Source organism: Bilophila sp. T19-St14 (assembly GCF_059728385.1).
The window spans coordinates 345,462-363,490 of sequence record NZ_BAAGFT010000002.1; the positions used below are offsets into that span (position 1 = coordinate 345,462).

At 54.3% G+C, this 18,029-nt stretch carries 14 protein-coding genes and 1 pseudogene; 5 read left to right on the plus strand and 10 right to left on the minus strand.

Annotated features, from left to right (window positions below):
• Positions 1-424: 424 nt before the first annotated feature.
• From AC6I1V_RS15940 to AC6I1V_RS15975, 8 genes are all read right to left on the minus strand, one after another.
• Entirely contained in the window at positions 425-1,132 is a 708-nt protein-coding gene (locus AC6I1V_RS15940) for a B3/B4 domain-containing protein (protein WP_486854615.1), read from the minus strand.
• 4 nt (positions 1,133-1,136) lie between these two features.
• Positions 1,137-2,003, minus strand: a complete 867-nt coding sequence (locus AC6I1V_RS15945; protein WP_302553827.1) for a hypothetical protein — start codon at positions 2,001-2,003, stop codon at positions 1,137-1,139.
• A gap of 783 nt (positions 2,004-2,786) precedes the next feature.
• The gene (locus AC6I1V_RS15950; protein WP_486854778.1) at positions 2,787-3,857 is read right to left on the minus strand and encodes a tellurite resistance/C4-dicarboxylate transporter family protein; all 1,071 of its coding nucleotides are present in this window, start codon (positions 3,855-3,857) and stop codon (positions 2,787-2,789) included.
• The gene (gene narI / locus AC6I1V_RS15955) at positions 3,844-4,506 is read right to left on the minus strand and encodes a respiratory nitrate reductase subunit gamma (protein ID WP_486854779.1); all 663 of its coding nucleotides are present in this window, start codon (positions 4,504-4,506) and stop codon (positions 3,844-3,846) included. The genes AC6I1V_RS15950 and narI overlap by 14 nt, the downstream gene beginning before the upstream one ends.
• A 281-nt stretch (positions 4,507-4,787) precedes the next feature.
• On the minus strand, positions 4,788-5,387 hold the full coding sequence (narJ, locus tag AC6I1V_RS15960) for a nitrate reductase molybdenum cofactor assembly chaperone (RefSeq protein ID WP_486854780.1): 600 nt from the start codon (positions 5,385-5,387) through the stop codon (positions 4,788-4,790).
• Positions 5,384-6,853, minus strand: coding sequence for a nitrate reductase subunit beta (gene narH / locus AC6I1V_RS15965; RefSeq protein ID WP_486854781.1), 1,470 nt, complete (start codon positions 6,851-6,853; stop codon positions 5,384-5,386). The genes narJ and narH overlap by 4 nt, the downstream gene beginning before the upstream one ends.
• A 136-nt stretch (positions 6,854-6,989) precedes the next feature.
• Positions 6,990-7,166, minus strand: coding sequence for a hypothetical protein (locus AC6I1V_RS15970; protein WP_479859244.1), 177 nt, complete (start codon positions 7,164-7,166; stop codon positions 6,990-6,992).
• A 519-nt stretch (positions 7,167-7,685) separates the two neighbouring features.
• Positions 7,686-11,435 (minus strand): nitrate reductase subunit alpha, encoded by a 3,750-nt coding sequence (locus AC6I1V_RS15975; protein ID WP_497737223.1) that lies wholly within the window; start codon positions 11,433-11,435, stop codon positions 7,686-7,688.
• Between the two features lie 1,144 nt (positions 11,436-12,579).
• Here AC6I1V_RS15975 and AC6I1V_RS15980 point away from each other — a divergent pair.
• Positions 12,580-12,735 (plus strand): annotated as a pseudogene (locus tag AC6I1V_RS15980) (hypothetical protein); the annotation flags it as partial.
• A 762-nt stretch (positions 12,736-13,497) separates the two neighbouring features.
• Positions 13,498-13,698, plus strand: coding sequence for a hypothetical protein (locus AC6I1V_RS15985; RefSeq protein WP_308770568.1), 201 nt, complete (start codon positions 13,498-13,500; stop codon positions 13,696-13,698).
• Positions 13,699-13,979: 281 nt separating this feature from the next.
• Here AC6I1V_RS15985 and AC6I1V_RS15990 read toward each other — a convergent pair whose 3' ends face one another.
• Both AC6I1V_RS15990 and AC6I1V_RS15995 read right to left on the minus strand, forming a co-directional pair.
• Positions 13,980-14,249 carry a hypothetical protein gene (locus AC6I1V_RS15990; protein WP_497737224.1) on the minus strand — a complete coding sequence of 90 codons (270 nt, stop codon included), beginning with the start codon at positions 14,247-14,249 and terminating at the stop codon, positions 13,980-13,982.
• A complete protein-coding gene (locus AC6I1V_RS15995) occupies positions 14,246-14,626 on the minus strand; it encodes a hypothetical protein (RefSeq protein WP_497737225.1) in 381 nt (126 codons plus the stop codon). Before AC6I1V_RS15995 ends, AC6I1V_RS15990 begins: the two co-directional genes overlap by 4 nt.
• A 513-nt stretch (positions 14,627-15,139) precedes the next feature.
• Here AC6I1V_RS15995 and AC6I1V_RS16000 point away from each other — a divergent pair.
• The 3 genes from AC6I1V_RS16000 to hxsC are packed head-to-tail and all read left to right on the plus strand — an operon-like array spanning position 15,140 to position 18,024.
• On the plus strand, positions 15,140-15,466 hold the full coding sequence (locus tag AC6I1V_RS16000) for an HxsD-related protein (protein ID WP_497737226.1): 327 nt from the start codon (positions 15,140-15,142) through the stop codon (positions 15,464-15,466).
• Positions 15,459-16,913, plus strand: a complete 1,455-nt coding sequence (gene hxsB, locus AC6I1V_RS16005) for a His-Xaa-Ser system radical SAM maturase HxsB (RefSeq protein ID WP_497737227.1) — start codon at positions 15,459-15,461, stop codon at positions 16,911-16,913. Before AC6I1V_RS16000 ends, hxsB begins: the two co-directional genes overlap by 8 nt.
• Positions 16,900-18,024 (plus strand): His-Xaa-Ser system radical SAM maturase HxsC, encoded by a 1,125-nt coding sequence (gene hxsC, locus AC6I1V_RS16010; protein ID WP_497737228.1) that lies wholly within the window; start codon positions 16,900-16,902, stop codon positions 18,022-18,024. Before hxsB ends, hxsC begins: the two co-directional genes overlap by 14 nt.
• The last annotated feature ends 5 nt before the right edge of the window (positions 18,025-18,029 follow it).

Here is an 18,029-nt window from a genome sequence, read left to right on the forward strand (position 1 = left end):
CGGCGCACAAAAGGAAAATGATCCCCACAAGGTACGGCAATAGCTGGAATCCTTTCCATAACGGGGCCTGATACAATAGGCCGTGCCACAGAAAACGGCTGATGCGTTTTTCTTTGAAGCTCCAAAGGGATAACCAGCCAAATGCCTCAGCCATAGATTCCGCCAATGGGAAAACCGGATAGAAAGGCTGCCGTTTCAGCGTGCTGTGAAGATGAAACAACCACATATATGACAAGCCAATAAAAAAGGGATGCCCCATACGGAGCATCCCCGGCCAGCGCCGTGCCGGGACTACCGACAAGACGGGAACACGGCGTTTGCCTTCCCCATACCTGCGGGGAAAGCCTTCTGGCCAAAACACCCCCCAGCCCAAAACCCGTCCCGCCGCGGATACGGCGCCGGAAAAGGGCCGGAGTACCAAATATTACAGCACAAAGCGCGGCGCTTCGGCGGTCAGCTTGTGGATGGCCGTTTTCGCGCCTGTGAAGCGGCGGAGCAGCCCGGCGGCTTCTTCGGCGGCCTGTTCGGCGGCCGCCAGGGGCAGGGGCGGCATGGCGTCCACATTGATCACCGCATTCGTGGTTTCAGGCGTCAGTTTGCTGCGGTTGCCGTTTTTCCAGCACCATGCCCGGCAGAACACGTCTTTCGTCGCCGTATCATAGTAGATGACTTCACCGGGCTGCGGGTGCTCCAATACATCAGGCTGGCCGAGCGGCACATAGCTTTCCGTGCCGTCCGCAATGCCGAGGCGAAGATCCCCTTTGATGACGTCCCGGTCGTCGCCCCCGCACGGCAGCAAATATTTCAGGCTGATGCAGTTGAAGATCGCCACCAGCGGGTTGATGAACGGAAGAGGTTTCCCGGAGCGGCAGCGCTTGACGAGGTTGATCACGGACGGCGGGTTTTTCTTGGGTTTGATGCCCATGCCGGAGAAGGCCCCGGCCCATGCCTCAAGCGCCGGGACATGCCAGAAATCTTCCAGCTCATCGCGGCATACATCTTTTTCACACTGGGCCAGCAGTTCGGCCAGTTCGGGGATTTCCCGGTTGTTGTCCACACCCTCGGCAACCACGACCATCCGTGCATACCCCGGAAAACGCTCAAAAACAGCCCGCTCGATCTCATACAGCATGACATTACCTCGGCAACGGCTTCCGCAGACGCGAAGGCCCGAAATAGGTGGTGGCCCACGTCAGGGCCAAGACAAAAACCGCCGCAAAAATGCTCGCCGCGATGTTCCAGGGCCAAGGGGCGGACAAGGACAGGCGCATGATCAGCGTCCCGATCACGAAGCCGGAATTGCGGAATACGGCATGAAAATCCGGCATGAACCGCTGTGAAATGAGCACCAGCGCGATGTCCGCAAAGATCAGGATGGTATAGATGGTTTCAAAGAAATCAGCGTCATTGCCGGTCTGCACGAACAATATCAAATCCCGGACGGCGATGCCCACGAAGAGCAGGAACAGCACGAGCGAGATGAGCTTCTTCGACATGACATACCGCATCTGCTCTTCTGGATTGGTGATGTAATTCTGGTGGGTACGAAGCTGGTAATAGAATCCGAGGCAGATGAAGATGATCAGCGCGCCCAGCCCCGCAGAGGCGATATGCACCACCGGGCCAATGCCCCCCGTGAGGCTGACCGGCTCAGGGAGGTTGGACAATTCCTTAAAGGCGTCCCGGAGCAGGATAAGGGCCATGACTTCAAACTGTTTGCCGAGCGATTTGGAAAGCGATCCCGAAATGGTCAGGATGAGCTCCATCACCTCCATGCCCAAGATGAGCGTGAAAGCCAGATGAATCGCCTGAAAGTGGCTTATGGGCGTGATATGTTCCAACCACGGCGGCAACATCCCCTGACGGTTGGCCTCGATGCCCAGAAGCCCCGCAAGGTAAATGAAAAAGATAACGGTAGCGAGCGCACGCTGCGTGCGCCGATGATCCCATAACTGATGGACGGCATCAAACAGATGCGTAATCGGTTCGCATTTTTCAATCACGGTTTGCGCCTTCATTCCGGCCGGTTGCCGGAGGGGAACCCCGGTCCGTCTCCGGGCCTCCCGCACCGTACGGCGGCTTATGGCCGATACGTCCCGGCACCCCGGAAAATCCCCGGCCAACCAGCCCTTTTGTTCCCACTCCCCACAGGCGGAACCCTTTTCCCCTCTTTCCCGCCGTGCGCCTTGCGGATGCGGTCAAAACCTCCCGACGGCCGGGGGGGCCCTGCAAACATCCTCTATAGGCGCAAGGGACATATTCGCATACGCTCCCTAGCTCACAGCCTTGCCCTTGTCAATCAGGAATCATTTTCAAATGTTACAGCACGGGGCATCGTTCAGCTTTTATACTGATCCCATTGTAAAAAGGGATGCTTCTCTCCGCAATGCGGAGATGCGGAGATGCGGAGATGCGGAGTCTCATATGCCTTCTGATACAAGTCAATAGATACGGAACCGTGAGACATTCGCTTTTGCACTGGAAGCCACATTTCAACTATCTGAAATTCAAATTATGTCGTTATCTTACATATAACTATTTTAAATAATTGAAAACAATCTTTTCACGGATTAAAATAGTTATATAATTTCAACAGATTATATCCAATTGACGACATGACCTAGGAAGTTGCCAAACTTCAGGAGCCCCCGGCTAAGCCGGGGGATTGCTTCAAGGATTCGTGCCCTCAGCGGGCTAAAGCCAATCCCCAAAGGCTGCTTCGACAGGCTGCCTTTCTTTTATGGAAAGGAAAAACAGCGTTTGGTTCGGCAGCCCCCCCATTGGGGTTACGCCGTCGGGCAATCCCCCCTCAGGAGCATTGCCAGCCTTGTGATGACCATGCCGCAAAAAACCGCCGCCCACGCAGCCAGCGCCACGTACACGAACGCTTCCGGCAACGGCAACAGGAATTCCAGATTCAGGGACCTCGCCAGCATCGCCGTACATGCCGTGTACATCCCCAACGGGAACACCATGCCCCAGTATTCCGGGGCATAAGCCGCCGGGTATCGCTTCACGCCGTGCCGCCAGAACCAGAGCAGAAAGAGCATCGGAATCCAGAATGTCGCCGTGGCCCATGCCATGAGCGTCAGCCCTTTGATGAACGGGAAAAGCTCCATCAACAGCGGCGATGCGCCCGGATGCGACAACAGTTCCGCGCCCGCCAGCGTCGTAATCGCCACGGCCCCGGCATTGATCCAGTAGGTCGGGCTGAGCTGCGCCGGTTTCAGATCCTTGAATGCGAAACGATAAAATATCATTGTTATTACAAACAAATACAGCATGAATCCAAGCAGGAACAGCGCCGTGAACGCAAAAAAGGCGATTTCCTTGTCCCACGGCATATGATCGATGAGGATGCAGCCGAGGATCACTATGGCCTGCGTGCTCACGGTGGCGACCAGCCACGCGCCGTTAATGCCTTTTTCCAGCGGCGGCTTGGGTTCGTCGGAGAACACGAAGTAGAATACGCCCCACAGAATCACGATCCACAGGCCGCTCCCTATCCAGAACAGCGCCTCGCCCAAAGCCGGATCTTTGCCGAGCAGCACAAACTGGTTGCCCAGAATACATATGCCCGCCACCACCGTCAGGAAGCCCGGCCCCGCGCCGTGGCTCCTGAAATCTTGGATGAACCGTTTCGGGAACACGAACAGCCGGATGATGTACAGGCCCGCCAGCCCCACGCACAGCGCCGCATTAAGCCAAAACAGCAGGCGTGCGCCGATGGGATAATCCAGCAGGTGCAGGGCCACGGATACGATGCCCGTGGACATGACCATTGCGAAGTTGGCGGGGGCCTGCGCTTCCAGCATGGTCAAAAAACGCCCGCCGACAGTGTTTTTAGAGTCCGGCATACCGCCTCCGATAGATCTGGAACGGACGCAGCACGTATGTGACCGGCACGCTGAAGATATGCACCAATCTGCTGAACGGCATCAGCGCGAACAGCGTAAACGCGCTCACCACATGGATTTGCAGGAACAGCGGCACCGATTCCATCAGAACCGCTTCGGGCCGGAAGGCGACAAGGCCCCTCAGCCACGGGCCAACGGTCACAAATACCGGAAAGTGCGCCACATACGCCTGATACAATCCCGTACAGCCGTTGACCAGAATGAGCAGCACCACCAGCACGTCCATAGGAACGGTTGTGGCCCGGACATGCTCGTCCGTGATCCTCCGCCACAGCAGGATGCCGAGGCCAGCCACAACCAGCGGGGCCAGAATCATGCCCATGCCCACGGCAACCACGGTATGGGCTTCCATGGAAATCCGCAGGGCGTGCATTACGCTGTCGGGCGTGAGCAGGCCCACAATATGCCCAAAGAAAGACAAGATGATCGCATAGTGGAATATGATTGATCCCCGGCGCAGCCACGTCTTTTCAAAAATCTCGCTGGAACGCGCGTTCCAGCCGCCCGGCGCCGTCACGTACCGGAATGCCAGCCCCGCCAGCAGCAATGTTATGCAGATGTATGGATAGTACGCAAAGAAAAAGCGCATATGACCTCCTTTAAGGATGCCTCCCGGCGTATGGAGCATCGCCCATACGGGCCCGGAGGGAATTCTAATGATCCCGTAGATTATTCGTACTATACCGTATCGCCCATACAGGCCCGGAGGGAATGCTTTCCTCCCGATGGGAAATCGGCCCTGTAAACCTTATCCATATCAAGATATTGTGGGATATGGTGAAACGGCTGCAACCGGAACGCCCCCCGCAATGCCCCATCAGCCGGAAATTTTGGAAAGAAAGAGGGAAACCGCACGGGCGCTCCCTACGCTCAAAAACATTTTCCCCCTTTCCCCAATATCCTCTCCCCCACCTGAACTTGCCCCAACCGCTTCGCGGGAAGGCGTTGATCCGGGACGAGGCCGAGAACCGCAACGATTGGCCGGAACAGCGAGAGATAGGAACTGCCGGGGTACCGGGCTTCGAGCGCGGCATAGACGCCGAGGAGCTCCTTGCCGAAACCGTCGAGGAACACCAGCCGCGCCCAGTCCGGGGCGGCGGAAAGGAATTCGAGCACCAACGGCAGGTAATCGGGCAATATACCCCGCACGGGCTCAAATCCGGCGTCCCGGTACAGCTCGTTCAGGCCCGCCAGAGCGCGCCCAAGCCGGGGATCGTCCCCATACCGATGCCATGCAAGGGACAGGCTGCACTTGCCGTCCATATCGAAAATGGCGACGTGCTCCTCGCGTAGGCTGGAAAGCCCTTTCGAGCGGGCCGACCGGATGAATTCCCGCAGCGGGTACGCCCGAACCACGGACAGCAGACCGCACAGTTCCTCGATTGAGCGCGCCTGAACGAAAAAATCGTCATCGGGGTAATGCAGCAGCCCCGACACGGCGAGCAGAAGCTGACGATCGGAACCGTTCATGGCCTTTCCTCCATTTCACCCTGCGCCAGCCCTTCCGAACCCTTCATGGCCCAGACATCGTCGTGGTTTTCACGGCCAGAGGTCGGAACCACAAACCGATCCTCATAGCGGGCGATGGCAAGAAGATGATACATCTCGGCAGCCTGCTCAGGCGTCAGGCCGGCATCGGCCAACGCTCCCGACGTGTCGGGATGCACCCGCAGGGACGGGAACGGCGCGGAAGCTGTTGACCGGAATTGTCCGTCCCGCATGTGGCGACGCATGGCGAGCAGGCGGGAAAGCGCCGAGCGTACCGGCCCCTCGTCGCCGGCCGCCAGCAGGTTGGCGAGGTAACGGACGGGGATCCGCATCCGGTCAAGCCCCTTGGCGTCTTCAACGCCTCCCGAAACGAGCGGGCTGGTCGGCGGCACGTACCACACCATCGGCAAGGTGCGGAATTCGGGATGCAGCGGCAGGGCCAGCTTCCAATCCGCCACCAGCTTGCGGACGGGGGAACGGCGGGCCGCTTCCATGACATGCCATGAAATGCCCTTGCGTCCGGCCTCACGGCAGACGGCGGGATCATTGGGATTGAGGAACACTTCAAGCTGCGACTGATACAACCCCTGCGGCTGGGGGTGCGAGGCCGCCTCACGCACCCGGTCGGCATCATACAGCATGACGCCCACGTACCGGATGCGGCCCACGCAGCTATGCGCGCACAAGGTCGGCTCGCCCGCTTCAATACGCGGATAGCAGAACAGGCACTTTTCCGAACGGTGCGTCTTCCAGTTGAAGTACACCTTCTTGTACGGGCACCCCGATACGCAGTAGCGCCACCCGCGGCAACGGGATTGATCCACCAGCACGATCCCGTCTTCGTCGCGCTTGTACATGGCCCCGGACGGACAGGACGCCACGCACGCGGGATTCAGACAGTGTTCGCACAGGCGCGGCAGGTGCATCATGAACACGTTCTTGAAATCAAGATACGCCTTGGCTTCGAGCCCCGCGAAGTTGCGGTCGGAAAGCCCCGTGACGGGCGCGCCGCCGAGGTCGTCCTCCCAATTGCTGCCCCACTGCGGGCTGAACGCCTTTCCCGTAACCGCCGAATGGGGACGGGCCACGGGCTGGTGCCGCGAAGCCGGGCTGTCCGTCAGCCGTTCATAATCGTATTTCCACGGCTCATAGTAATCGCCGAGGCCCGGCAGATCCGGGTTCGCAAAAATATTTGCCAGCTTGCCTGCCTTGCCGCCCGCCCGCAGATGGAGCTTGCCGTCCCTGATTTCCCAACCGCCCTTGTAGCGATCCTGATTTTCCCATTCTTTGGGATAGCCCACGCCGGGCTTGGTTTCCACATTGTTGAACCACATATATTCCGTGCCGGGGGCCGTAGTCCACGCGTTCTTGCACGGGATGCTGCACGTGTGGCACGCGAGGCACTTGTCCAGATTCAGCACCATGCCCATTTGCACCTTGATATTCATACGCACATCCTTTTAAGAGGAGAAAACGCCGGGAGGAGGCTTTTTTTCAGAGCTTCAGAAAGCCCTTCCCAGCCTCCCAAAGGTTTCCGGATGGCAGGGAGGATACGCCATCCATCCAAGGATAATATATTAATATCTAAAAGAATTCCTGCTTGAAGGGAGGATACACCGAGCCTTTCCCGCCACCGTCCGCTTGTTGATCCATGTCTTCGGAAAAACGCCTTTCCGCATATTGCCGATGCAGTTTTCCATCTTGATCCCTTTCCAGCTTCACCGCCGGAAACCACTTCCCCGTTCTTCCTGCCCCAAACATTCCCGCACTCCCCGTACAGGGATTACCCACAGGACTGATTATAGAAAATGGCTGATGCTTTTTTTGAAGGCTCTGTCATAATATGTGGTTGCTTCATCTCAATAGCACGGTGAAAATACAGCCTTTTCTCTTCGTTTTTTCTCTTGGCGGAATACAGGGCTAAGGCATTTTGTCGATTATCCCTGTGGAACTTCAAGGAAAAAAGCATCAACCATTTTCTATGACACAGCCTTTTTGAAGTCCTAAAGACATAACCGGCAAAAGGCCTTAGCCATGATTCCGCCAAGGGGAAAACTGGATAACATGCTGTATTTTCATTGTATTGTAACGATGAAACAACCGCATGCTGTGACGGAGCCAAACACAAAAGCCTCAGGAGGGAGAGGGGCGGGGTTTGGGGAGGGGACGGCCCAACGGGCGGCCCCTTGGGGCTGTGCCCGTTAGGCGAGCCTTCGAGCCTTACGCCCATCGATGGCAACGCGGCCCTTCCAGAAGGGTTCCCTCTCCCCTCCCCAGCCTTCAAAACCTCACATCCCCCTGCACCTTCCGCACCACGACGAACTCGTCGCGCTGACAGCCGGTCGGGCCATAATAGTTGAAGAAATAGGAAAGCTGCCCGTACCCGCCGATCATCTGGGTCGGCTTGACGAGAGGCCGGGTGAGGCTGTTGTGCGTGCCGCCGCGCGTGCCGGAAAGCGGCGAAAGCGGCACGTTGACGGTACGCTCCTGCGCATGATGGATGTACGTCTTGCCGTGCGGTATGCGATGGCTCACCACCGCGCGGCCCATGAACACGCCGTTCGCGTTGAAACACTCCAGCCAGTCGTTGTCGGCAATGCCTGCGGAGGCCGCATCGTCGTTGTTCAGCCAGATCTCCCCACCGCCGCGGGACAGTTCGCGCATGATATGGTTGTCCGAATAGGAGGAATGGATCGACCACTTGCTGTGCGGCGACAGGAAGTTGAGCACCAGATCCTTGTCCGTCCGCGGGATGCGCGGGCCGGAGATCTCGCCGATGGCCGCGAGGGACAGGGGCGGGCGGTACACGGGCAGGGCTTCGCCAAGACAGCGCATCCATTCGTGATCCATGTAGAAGTGCTGGCGCCCCGTGAGCGTGTGGAACGGCACCAGCCGCCGCACGTTCAGCTCGAAAGGCGCGTACGTGCGTCCGTGGACTTCAATGCCGCTCCAGTTCGGGCTGGTGAAGCCCTTTGTGGGCCGGGCCGTGATGCCCTCAAAGGTCAGATGCTGATCCTGCACCGGGCGGGAGAGGTCGTTGAGCTTGAAACCGGTCTGCTTCTCCAGCCCGGCCCACGAGCGCACCCCCACGTCGCCGTTGCTTTCCGGGGACAGGGCCAGCATGATTTCACAGGCGTCCTTGGCATTGTCGATGCGGGGCATACCTTCGCTGACGCCCGGCTCGGAAACCACGCCGAGGCGCGCCTTGAGCTGTTCGTATTCCGGCGCGCACGACCACGACACGCCCTTCGCGCCCACGCCGCCGGGCTTGGCGACGTTGGGGCCGAGCGCGGAGTACATCTTGTAGATGTCGGGATAGGGCCGCTCCACGACCTTGAGGTTGAACATGCTCTTGCCGGGCACGGGTTCCGCGTCGCCCCTGCGCCAGTCGCGAACCTCACCGAAAGGCTGGCCTATCTCGCCGGGGGTGTCGTGCAGGAGCGCCGTCGCCACCATGTCCTTGCGGACGCCGAGATGCCTGCCCGCCAATTCAGAGAATTTCTGGGCTATGGCCTTGAACTGATCCCAGTTGGTCCGGGCTTCCCACGCGGGGTCGGTCGCCGGATTGAAGGGATGGATGAACGGGTGCATGTCCGTCGAGGACAGGTCATGGTATTCGTACCAGTGCGCCGCCGGGAGCACGATGTCGGAATACACGCATGTCGTGCTCATGCGGATTTCGGACGTCACCATGAGATCCAGCTTGCCGCCGCCCACGCCTTCCGGGGAATCCGGCTCAGGCGTGGCGCGGATGGTTTCGGGCTGCCGGGCCTCCCCGCCGAGGAAGGAACTTTCGGTGCCGAGCAGATATTTGAGAAAGTATTCATGCCCCTTGACGTTGGAGCCAAGCGGATTGGCGCGCCAAAAGACCATGATGCGGGGCACGTTGGCGGGATCGTCGGGCGCGTCCACGGACAGTTCGAGATCCCCGGACTTGAGGCGTTCGAGGGCATGGGCCACGATCTCCTCGTTGGAAACCGCTCCGGCCTTGATCGCCTTTTCGCAGGTTTCGAGGGAGTTTTCCTTGAACTGCGGGTAGAACGGCAGCCAGCCGAGCCGGACGGCAAGGGCGTTGCAGTCCGCCGGGTGATCGGGGAGGCTTCCCTTGCGGTCGGGCGGCGTGAGCTTGTCCATGCTGAGAAGCTCGTGACGCCACGAGTCGAGCGCGAAATAATAGAACGAGGTGCCGTTGTGCAGGCGCGGCGGGCCCATCCAGTCGCTGCCCACGGTCACGGCAGTCCAACCCGCCAGCGGGCGCACCTTCTCCTGCCCCACGTAATGCGCCCAGCCCCCTCCGGATACGCCCTGACAGCCGCAGAGCGTGGTCAGGGAAATCATGGCCCGATAGGTCACGTCGTTGTTGTACCAGTGGTTGACGCCCGCGCCCATGATGATCATCGAGCGCCCGCCCGTGCGTTCGGCGTTGTCCGCGAATTCCCGCGCCACGCGGATCATATCCTCGGCGGGGACGCCGGTGATCGCCTCCTGCCACGCGGGAGTGGCGTAGGCCCTAGCGTCTTCGTAACCGGACGCCACATCCCCGCCGTGCCCGCGATCGATGGCAAGGCTTGCCGCAAGGATGTCGAACACCGTGGTGGCGAGGCGTTCCTGCCGTTTGCCGTCCGCGCCGGTGACGCTCAGGCGGCGCACCGGGACGGCCCCCCTGCGCAGGGACGGACGGCCTTCAAAAAAGACGGGGAACACGGCAAGGCGCCATTCCGTACCATCGTCGAGATCCGCATAACTGAGGGCCGGATCGAGCGCGGCGCGGTCGTAGCAGTCGCGCATCTCAAGGTTCCACGTCCCCTCCTCACCGTAACGGGACCCGATGGAGCCGTTGGGCACGGCCGGGCCCTTGCGGGTGCGGTCGTGGATCACGAATTTCCATTCCGGGTTGTTGCCGCCGAGCCCCAGATCCGAAGCGCGTACGCAGCGGCCCGGCGCAAGCACGGTTTCGCCGTCCCGCTCCTCTTCGTCGAGGAACAGCAGGAACGGCAGATCCGTAAAGCGCTTGGCGTAATCCTCAAAATACGGCACGCGGCGGTCGAGATACCATTCTTTCAGGACGACGTGATCCATTGCCATGGCAAGCGCGCCGTCCGTGCCCGCGCGCACGGGCAGCCAATGGTCGGCGAACTTGGTGAAGTCGGCGTAGTCCGGGGAAATCGCGGCGATTTTAGTGCCCCGATACCGGGCTTCGACATAAAAGTGGGCGTCCGGAGTGCGGGTCTGAGGCAGGTTGGAGCCCCACGAGATGATGTAGCCCGCGTTGTACCAGTCCGCGCTTTCCGGCACGTCGGTCTGTTCGCCCCAAATCTGCGGGGATGCCGGGGGAAGGTCGCAGTACCAGTCGTAAAAGCTGATCATGCTCGCGCCGAGCATGGACAGGAACCGCGCCCCGGATGCGAAGCTGGCCAAGGACATGGCGGGCAGCGGCGTAAAGCCGAAAATGCGATCCGGGCCGTGCTTCTTGATGGTGGAGATGAGCGACGCGGCGATGATTTCGGACGCCTCATCCCACGAGAAGCGGACAAAGCCGCCCTTCCCCCGCGCCTGCTGATAAGCCCTGCGCTTGGCCGGATCGGACTGGATGGCCTCCCATGCGGCGACGGGATCGTTGTTGGCGGCTTGTTTCGCGGCTTTCCACATTTCGAGCAGTTTGCCGCGGATATAGGGATACTTTACGCGCAGAGGGCTGTAGACGTACCACGAGGCCGAGACGCCGCGGGGACAGCCGCGAGGCTCGTAGTCGGGGAAATCCGGGTGAGGCGTGGGGTAATCGGTCTTCTGGGCCTCCCATACGATGATCCCGTCCTTGACGAACACATCGAAAGAACAGGACCCCGTACAGTTGACCCCGTGAGTGGAACGCACCACCTTATCGTGCTGCCAGCGCCGCCGGTAGTAGTCTTCCCACGAACGGCCGCCCTGCCGCTCTTCATAGGGATGGTGGGCGTTCTCGAAATTGTGGGCCAGTTCCTTGGCCCGCTGGCCGAAGTACCTGAGCGTTCGAGAGCTGAGGAAACGCATGGAGCCTCCTTGGACAATCGTGTCTTTTCAGAAGATTGTAGAAGGAGGGCCTTCACTTGCAATGAGTATCATACTGCGGCCAGCGCCATAGAACCATGCAGCGGCGGCTCCGTGGGGCAGTCCCCCGCCTTGAAATAAGCCTTGATGTTTATGCCAAGCTTATGGAGCCTAAAGATAGGCTCTGTATATGTGGTTGTTTCATCTCCACAGCACGGTGGAAATACCGACTTTTTCCCCTTGGCTGGATCCACGGTTAAGACATTTTTCCGGTTATCCTTTTGGAGTTTCAAGGAAAAAGCATCAGCCATTTTCTATAACACAGCCTAAAGATAAGGGCGGCGTTCGGAGCTGCCCCCATCCGCAACTGGAAACGCCGCCGTGTAGGGAACCTGTCTGCGGATGCCGCTTCAGCGCGCTTCCCGTTTTTTCCAATGACACATGCCCTGCTGAGGAAAACGGTCTGGCGTCCGCCCTGAAACCGGAAATCTACGGCGCTGGCCCCTGCCACTCCCCTAAAAGCGCTGGCCGCCAGTATCCCCAGTATGCGTTTCATGTTCCCTATCCCAAAAGGCCGGAAATTTCCGTTCTCCGAACAGCGCGGCGGCCTGCCTGCCCCACAGCGGCCATGCCCGCATTCCATCATATCCCCACGAATACATGCGCCATATCAATAAAAAGTATATTCTATATAGCGAGATAAAGTGAACCCATGTACTCTGTATTGGTATTCCTCCTTAGATACGGATTGGCACACTATAGACGGAAAAAGCCTGCACCGGCCTCCAGACAGGCGGCTTTGGATGCAGCCGTCCCCCGCTTCCCCACCGGCATCCTCCGTCATCCCCTTGCAAGAAACTCCCCCGCCGTAGCGGAAAACCCGAAGATAGAGGCACTAGATCGTGTCGTTATTTTACATACAACTATTTGAAATTATTCAAAACAATCTTTTATAAATTGAAAATAGTTGAATAATTTCACTATATTATATCTAATTGAGACACGAAATAAACTTTTCCGAAGGCTGTACCATAGGAAATGGTTGATGCCTTATTTGTTGAAAATCCAAAGGAATAACCAATAAAAAGCTCCAACCATGGAACACATCGGCGGAAAACTGGAGAAAACGTCAGTATTTTCACCATGAAACCGTGCCGTGACTCAGGCCGACGTCATTTTGGCTGTTGGAGCCCGTTTTGATGACCGCGTTACGGGTAAATTGCCCCAGTTTGCTCCCAACGCGCGAATCGTGCATATCGACATCGATCCGGCGACATTGCGTAAGAACGTCACTGTAGAGATAAAGCAACCACATCCTCCGACAGCGCAACGAGAGCCCCTAGGCCGTGTCGTCATTTTATATGTAATCATTTGAAATTATTTAAAACAATCCTTTTATAGCCTAAAAATAGTTTAATGATTTCAGTATATTATATCTAATTGACGACACGGCCCAAAGCTCGCCGTCTGGAAAACTGTACCGCGTTTTTCTTATGAAAAGAAAAAAATTTGGCTGTGTTCAATTTTACGGTTGATGATTTTTTCAATGAAAATCAATAGATAAAAGCTCGTTCCACGTCTGGTGATGTGGGCCTCTCTCATTTTTTGTTCATTACATGAAATCCAGTTTTGAAGAATTGTTGCGAGACCTCCAAATCATTTCCAAAGAACTCTTCCTTTCCAGTTGGAATCTTGTATCAACCACAAACTTAAACACAGCCAAAAATTTTATTTCAGAAGCGGCATATTCCGCATTTTTTTGCCCAAAAACCCTTTTTATCATAGCGTCGTGCGGTACATCGTACTAGATGAAGCAGCCATTGCGTGGGGTTCCCCCAACCCATCCGAACGGCCTCCCCTTCAAGCAACGGAAGGAAACGATCAGGCCGCCATGCCCTGAGGAAGAACATTCCCCCGCAGCCCATGCAGGCTCAATGCGGCCTCCAGCGCGGACGGAATATTCTATATTCCATATCTTATTGATTATCTTGATGAAATATAATGGACGGGCCCTCTTTCGCACTTACAGTATGCCCATACCATACATACCAACCAGGATGTGACGATGAAAGACAAAAAAGAATCTATTGTACTTGATCTCGACATTTTTATCCATCTGATGACCAGCGCCTACCGTGAAGGCTTCAAGGCCGGAGCGGACAAGAATATCCAAAGGCTTGAAAACGACTGTGCCTCCGCCGTGAGCCAATTCCGCTTTGGCATGGTTGACATGCTCAAAGAACCTGACTCGACCGTACACCATTAAGCCTCTCTCCGGTTTCCCCTCCATGAGGAAGCCGTCCCGATACAAACGCCGCCCTATCCCGAAATCAGGGATTAGGTAATTGTTTAATACGGTTAAATAATTGAATTTACACCTCAGCAGATGTGTCAAAATGTGGCAAAAACGGACACAAATATGTGTCAGAATATGTGTCTTAGATCCCCCTCCAGGTTCGCGCCGGGAGGGGGATTTTTTTGTGCCTTCAATCCGACTTTTTTACCACAACCCTGATCTCCTCTCTATGCTCCGGCGCCCATTTGCACTTATGGATGCACTACCACGGGGTTATTCGGAACCTTGCCCGCCTTATGTGCGGCGTCCTTCAGACGCGGGTGCAAGACATCAAGGTCAATCATGCCGCCATCGGTCAAAGCGCCGAGGGCTGACAGTGCTGGCTTGTATTGAGTAAACATCTGCTGTGCCTGCGCCCCGATCACGGGTACGGCAAGATACGACATTACTTTTTGCAAGCCGTTTGCTTTTGGAACAACCGCGCCTATGAGCGCGGGGATATTACCCGGCGACATTTTCATGCCCGTTGTTCTCCATAATAACCGGGGGAGCGTCCTCCCCCGGTGTTGGGATTACTTCGACGCGGAAGCCGCAGCGGAGCCGTTCCGGTGGGTGCCGTCCACGAGTTATAACGTGGCATCTGTTCGGGACAAATCGCGTCAGCGGGCATCACCAGCTTACCGGGCACGAAATGACCGTTCAGGTATGTATAAAGGTTGCACAGTTCACCGTGCGGTTCGGTTTCTCTAACAGCGCCTTCAGCCACGACCTTTTCAAGGTTGCTGATACGGGTGCGGTTTTCATCAAACCGCTTATCCATTGCAGACAGGGATTCCTTATAAGTGGCAATCCCAACGCCGCCAGCGTACTTCTCAGCGGCAAGACGGATACTCTGCATGATGTTCCTACCATCATGTGGGGCCGTGGTTCGGCGTCTCGCCGCCGAGCCGGTGGGGGAGTTCACAGCTCCCCCGCCACTGCCCTTCTTCATCGCAAATCATAATTTCTTCCAAGGGGTTTGTCATGTCTCCACCCCCTTGCCTTCCTTTCATTTCATCATTTTTGTAAGTAATTTCAGTCTATTTCACTTTTTATGCATTTTCTGATAACTGAAAACCATGAAGCTATATAAAAAAGGCGTTATAGTTGCCCTCATATTCGCACTATTTTTCTGTGCCACAGCGGAATCGAAAACGCAGTGTTCCCGTGCTCAGGTAACAGCTTTCCTGCGCCAGCATGGATTTAAGCGCACGCCGCCCGGCTATCAGGTGGATCACATCACACCCCTTTGCGCTGGCGGCGAAGATACGCCGGAGAATATGTAACTTCTTACTATTGGGGAACATCGGGAAAAAACTAAAAACGATGTCCGATGGTATAGATTGTTGAAAAAGATTGAGGAGAAGGGGAAATGAATCTACCATTCAAAATTATTAATAACGGTGAGAGCGGTGTTATCCAAGCCGAAAAAGAATACTTTGAACGTGACTGTATTTTACGCGTAATCAGTGAGTATACCCCAAAATATTTTATTTCCTTCTGCCCCACCTCCAAAAACACTGTAGAGATAGTAATAAAATCTAAAAATAATAACCCAATAGATGAAAATTTATTACGAGTTTTTTTTAATTCTTGTATTGATGAACAGATACGAATAGACCTTCAAAAAGAATTTGGTGAATTGCGACAGCGCATTGTTGAGTACGCTTTTTCACCTGTGGAGAAAAGTCGTGTCTGAATACAAAATTTTACCTTTTCAATTTAAGCATATATTCAACAATGATGTCCTGCTTGTCAATGAATGTGGCGACTTTATTTTTCTTCAACATAATATATTTGATAGTTTTATACGCTACCAACTCTCTGAAGAGGATCCTGCTTTTTTTCAATTAAAATCTCACCTATTTCTTGCACAAGAAGAACTTGAAACTTCATTACAAAAAATAGCTGCAAGATATAGAACAAGAAAGTCATTTTTACGAGATTTTACAACATTACATATGATGGTAATCACACTCCGCTGTAATCAGCGTTGTGAATATTGCCAAGTTTCATGTGCAGAAGAAAATGCACATGCGTATGATATGGGAATAGAAGTTGCACGTCATGTCGTAAACATGATTTTCTCTGCCCCAACAACAAATCCTAAAATTGAATTTCAGGGAGGAGAACCATTATTAAACTGGCCAGTTATAGAGGAGGTTGTCACTTATGCGGAGCAGTGCGCGAAAAGCTTGGGCAAAAAGGTTGAGTTCGTTATCTGTACAAATCTTACTCTGATTACAGAGGAGCAGCTATATTTTTGTCGTGACCACCATGTCTCGATATCAACATCGCTTGACGGCCCGCAGCATATCCATGACGCCTGCCGAAAAACAAAATTGGGCAAAGGAACGTACGATCTCTTTTTGGAAAAACTGCAGCTTGCACGCAAAATTTTAGGATATAGGGGCGTAGATGCCCTTATGACAACTTCATCGGCTTCCCTTGATCATCTTCAGGAGGTGATTGGAGAATATGTACGTCTTGGGATAAACGGTATTTTTATTCGTTCATTAAATCCTTATGGATTTGCGGCGGAACAGGCTGCAACCCTCGGCTACAGTACGGATAAATTTGTTGAACGGTATTTGGAAGCATTGGATTTCATTATAAATCTTAATCATAAGATATTTTTTCCCGAACATTTTGCCACGCTGTTATTCTCAAGGATATTAACGCCTTTTGCTACCGGTTTTGTAGACTTGCAGTCTCCGGCGGGCGCAGGCATCAGCGGAGTCATTTATGACTATGATGGTTCCGTATTTCCCGCTGATGAAGCTCGTATGCTGGCCAGAATGAATGACAGGCATTTTTGTCTTGGTAACGTATTGCAGGACAGTTATCATACTATTTTTGCCGGTAGAAAAATTAAGGAGCTCACAAGTAAGTCATGCGTTGAAGTAACACCGCCATGTTCATGGTGTGTGTATCAGACCTATTGTGGATGCGACCCTGTGCGAAATTATCTCGAAAGCAACAATGAATTGAGAAATATGGCAGAAACACCTTTTTGCATCAAGCATAAGCGCATATTTGACGGCCTCTTTGAGAGACTGTGGCATGCGGATACTAAAACTCAAGATATCATCTGGAGCTGGATAACCCGCAACCCCGAACTGGTGCAGCGCCATGCGAATAGTTAAAGGTCGGCCCTCACGCTCTTTTCATTCTGTCATAGGAGAAATATCAAGGTCTCCGCGTCCTGTTTACGCCCGCAAGGACACTATTCTTGTAACATCCAAATTGGATGGTGGGAGTATCGGCTATAAGGCATGTATCACTTCTGGGAATAAAGGCCGTTTCTTTCATCCCGATCATATCTATGATTGTTGCGATATGGATTCTCTTCATGATGGAGATATAGTTTGTATAAATTCTGATGGTACTGTGCAGATACTCTGGGAATCGTCGTCTGCTGATAATTCTTTCATGTTGACAGAGTCCTGTAACTGCAAATGTCTTATGTGCCCGCAGCCTCCAAAACCTCATGATGACAAACTGTTAGACGAATCATATCAGATTCTTGATTTGCTGCATGGGAAGGACATCAAACATATATGTATTACAGGTGGTGAACCTACTCTTTTGGGAGATCGATTTATTCAGTTCCTGGATAAGTGTATTAGGGAGCATCCGTCTGCGCATGTTGCCGTTCTTACCAATGGGAAAACATTTAGTAACTGCGAGTTTACAAAGAGGGTAGCAAAAACGGCAACAGATAATGTATGTTTTTGTGTTTCTTTGCATTCTGAAGTTAACACTCTGCATGATTACCTAGTAGGCGTGAAGGGAAGTTTTTCCGATACGCAACGTGGATTGTACAACCTTGCTGAATATGGATGTAGAATAGAAATCCGCCATGTCATAAGCCGAGATAATGCTAGGTATCTACACTCATTCGCTGAACATATGTATAATTATTTTCCGTTTTGCAGCCATTATGCTTTTATGGGAATGGAGCTTTATGGCAATGCCGCAGATAATAAAAATATAGTTGATATATCTCCATACGAATACAGACATGAATTACGCGATGCTGTTCTTTATTTATATCGCAGGGGGCTTCCCGTTTCTATTTATAATATCCCCTTATGCCTGTGTGATCCTGACGTGCGAAAGTTTGCCCGACAATCAATATCAAGTTGGAAAAATTCGTATATTGAAAAGTGTGAGGACTGCAGTGCCAAAAAGGATTGCACTGGTTTCTTTACCACTTCAATAACCTTGCCCATTAACCATATACAGCCTATTTAGGAGGA

What these genes read in the sequence shown, in the direction of transcription:
- AC6I1V_RS15950 (WP_486854778.1), bottom strand. Translation starts at nt 3,857, where the DNA reads ATGCCGGACTCTAAAAACACTGTCGGCGGGCGTTTTTTGACCATGCTG.
- narJ (WP_486854780.1), bottom strand. Translation starts at nt 5,387, where the DNA reads ATGAACGGTTCCGATCGTCAGCTTCTGCTCGCCGTGTCGGGGCTGCTG.
- narH (WP_486854781.1), bottom strand. Translation starts at nt 6,853, where the DNA reads ATGAATATCAAGGTGCAAATGGGCATGGTGCTGAATCTGGACAAGTGC.
- narI (WP_486854779.1), bottom strand. Translation starts at nt 4,506, where the DNA reads ATGCGCTTTTTCTTTGCGTACTATCCATACATCTGCATAACATTGCTG.
- AC6I1V_RS15995 (WP_497737225.1), bottom strand. Translation starts at nt 14,626, where the DNA reads ATGCAGAGTATCCGTCTTGCCGCTGAGAAGTACGCTGGCGGCGTTGGG.
- AC6I1V_RS15975 (WP_497737223.1), bottom strand. Translation starts at nt 11,435, where the DNA reads ATGCGTTTCCTCAGCTCTCGAACGCTCAGGTACTTCGGCCAGCGGGCC.
- hxsC (WP_497737228.1), top strand. Translation starts at nt 16,900, where the DNA reads ATGCGAATAGTTAAAGGTCGGCCCTCACGCTCTTTTCATTCTGTCATA.
- AC6I1V_RS15970 (WP_479859244.1), bottom strand. Translation starts at nt 7,166, where the DNA reads ATGTTTGGGGCAGGAAGAACGGGGAAGTGGTTTCCGGCGGTGAAGCTG.
- AC6I1V_RS15990 (WP_497737224.1), bottom strand. Translation starts at nt 14,249, where the DNA reads ATGAAAATGTCGCCGGGTAATATCCCCGCGCTCATAGGCGCGGTTGTT.
- AC6I1V_RS15940 (WP_486854615.1), bottom strand. Translation starts at nt 1,132, where the DNA reads ATGCTGTATGAGATCGAGCGGGCTGTTTTTGAGCGTTTTCCGGGGTAT.
- AC6I1V_RS15985 (WP_308770568.1), top strand. Translation starts at nt 13,498, where the DNA reads ATGAAAGACAAAAAAGAATCTATTGTACTTGATCTCGACATTTTTATC.
- AC6I1V_RS16000 (WP_497737226.1), top strand. Translation starts at nt 15,140, where the DNA reads ATGAATCTACCATTCAAAATTATTAATAACGGTGAGAGCGGTGTTATC.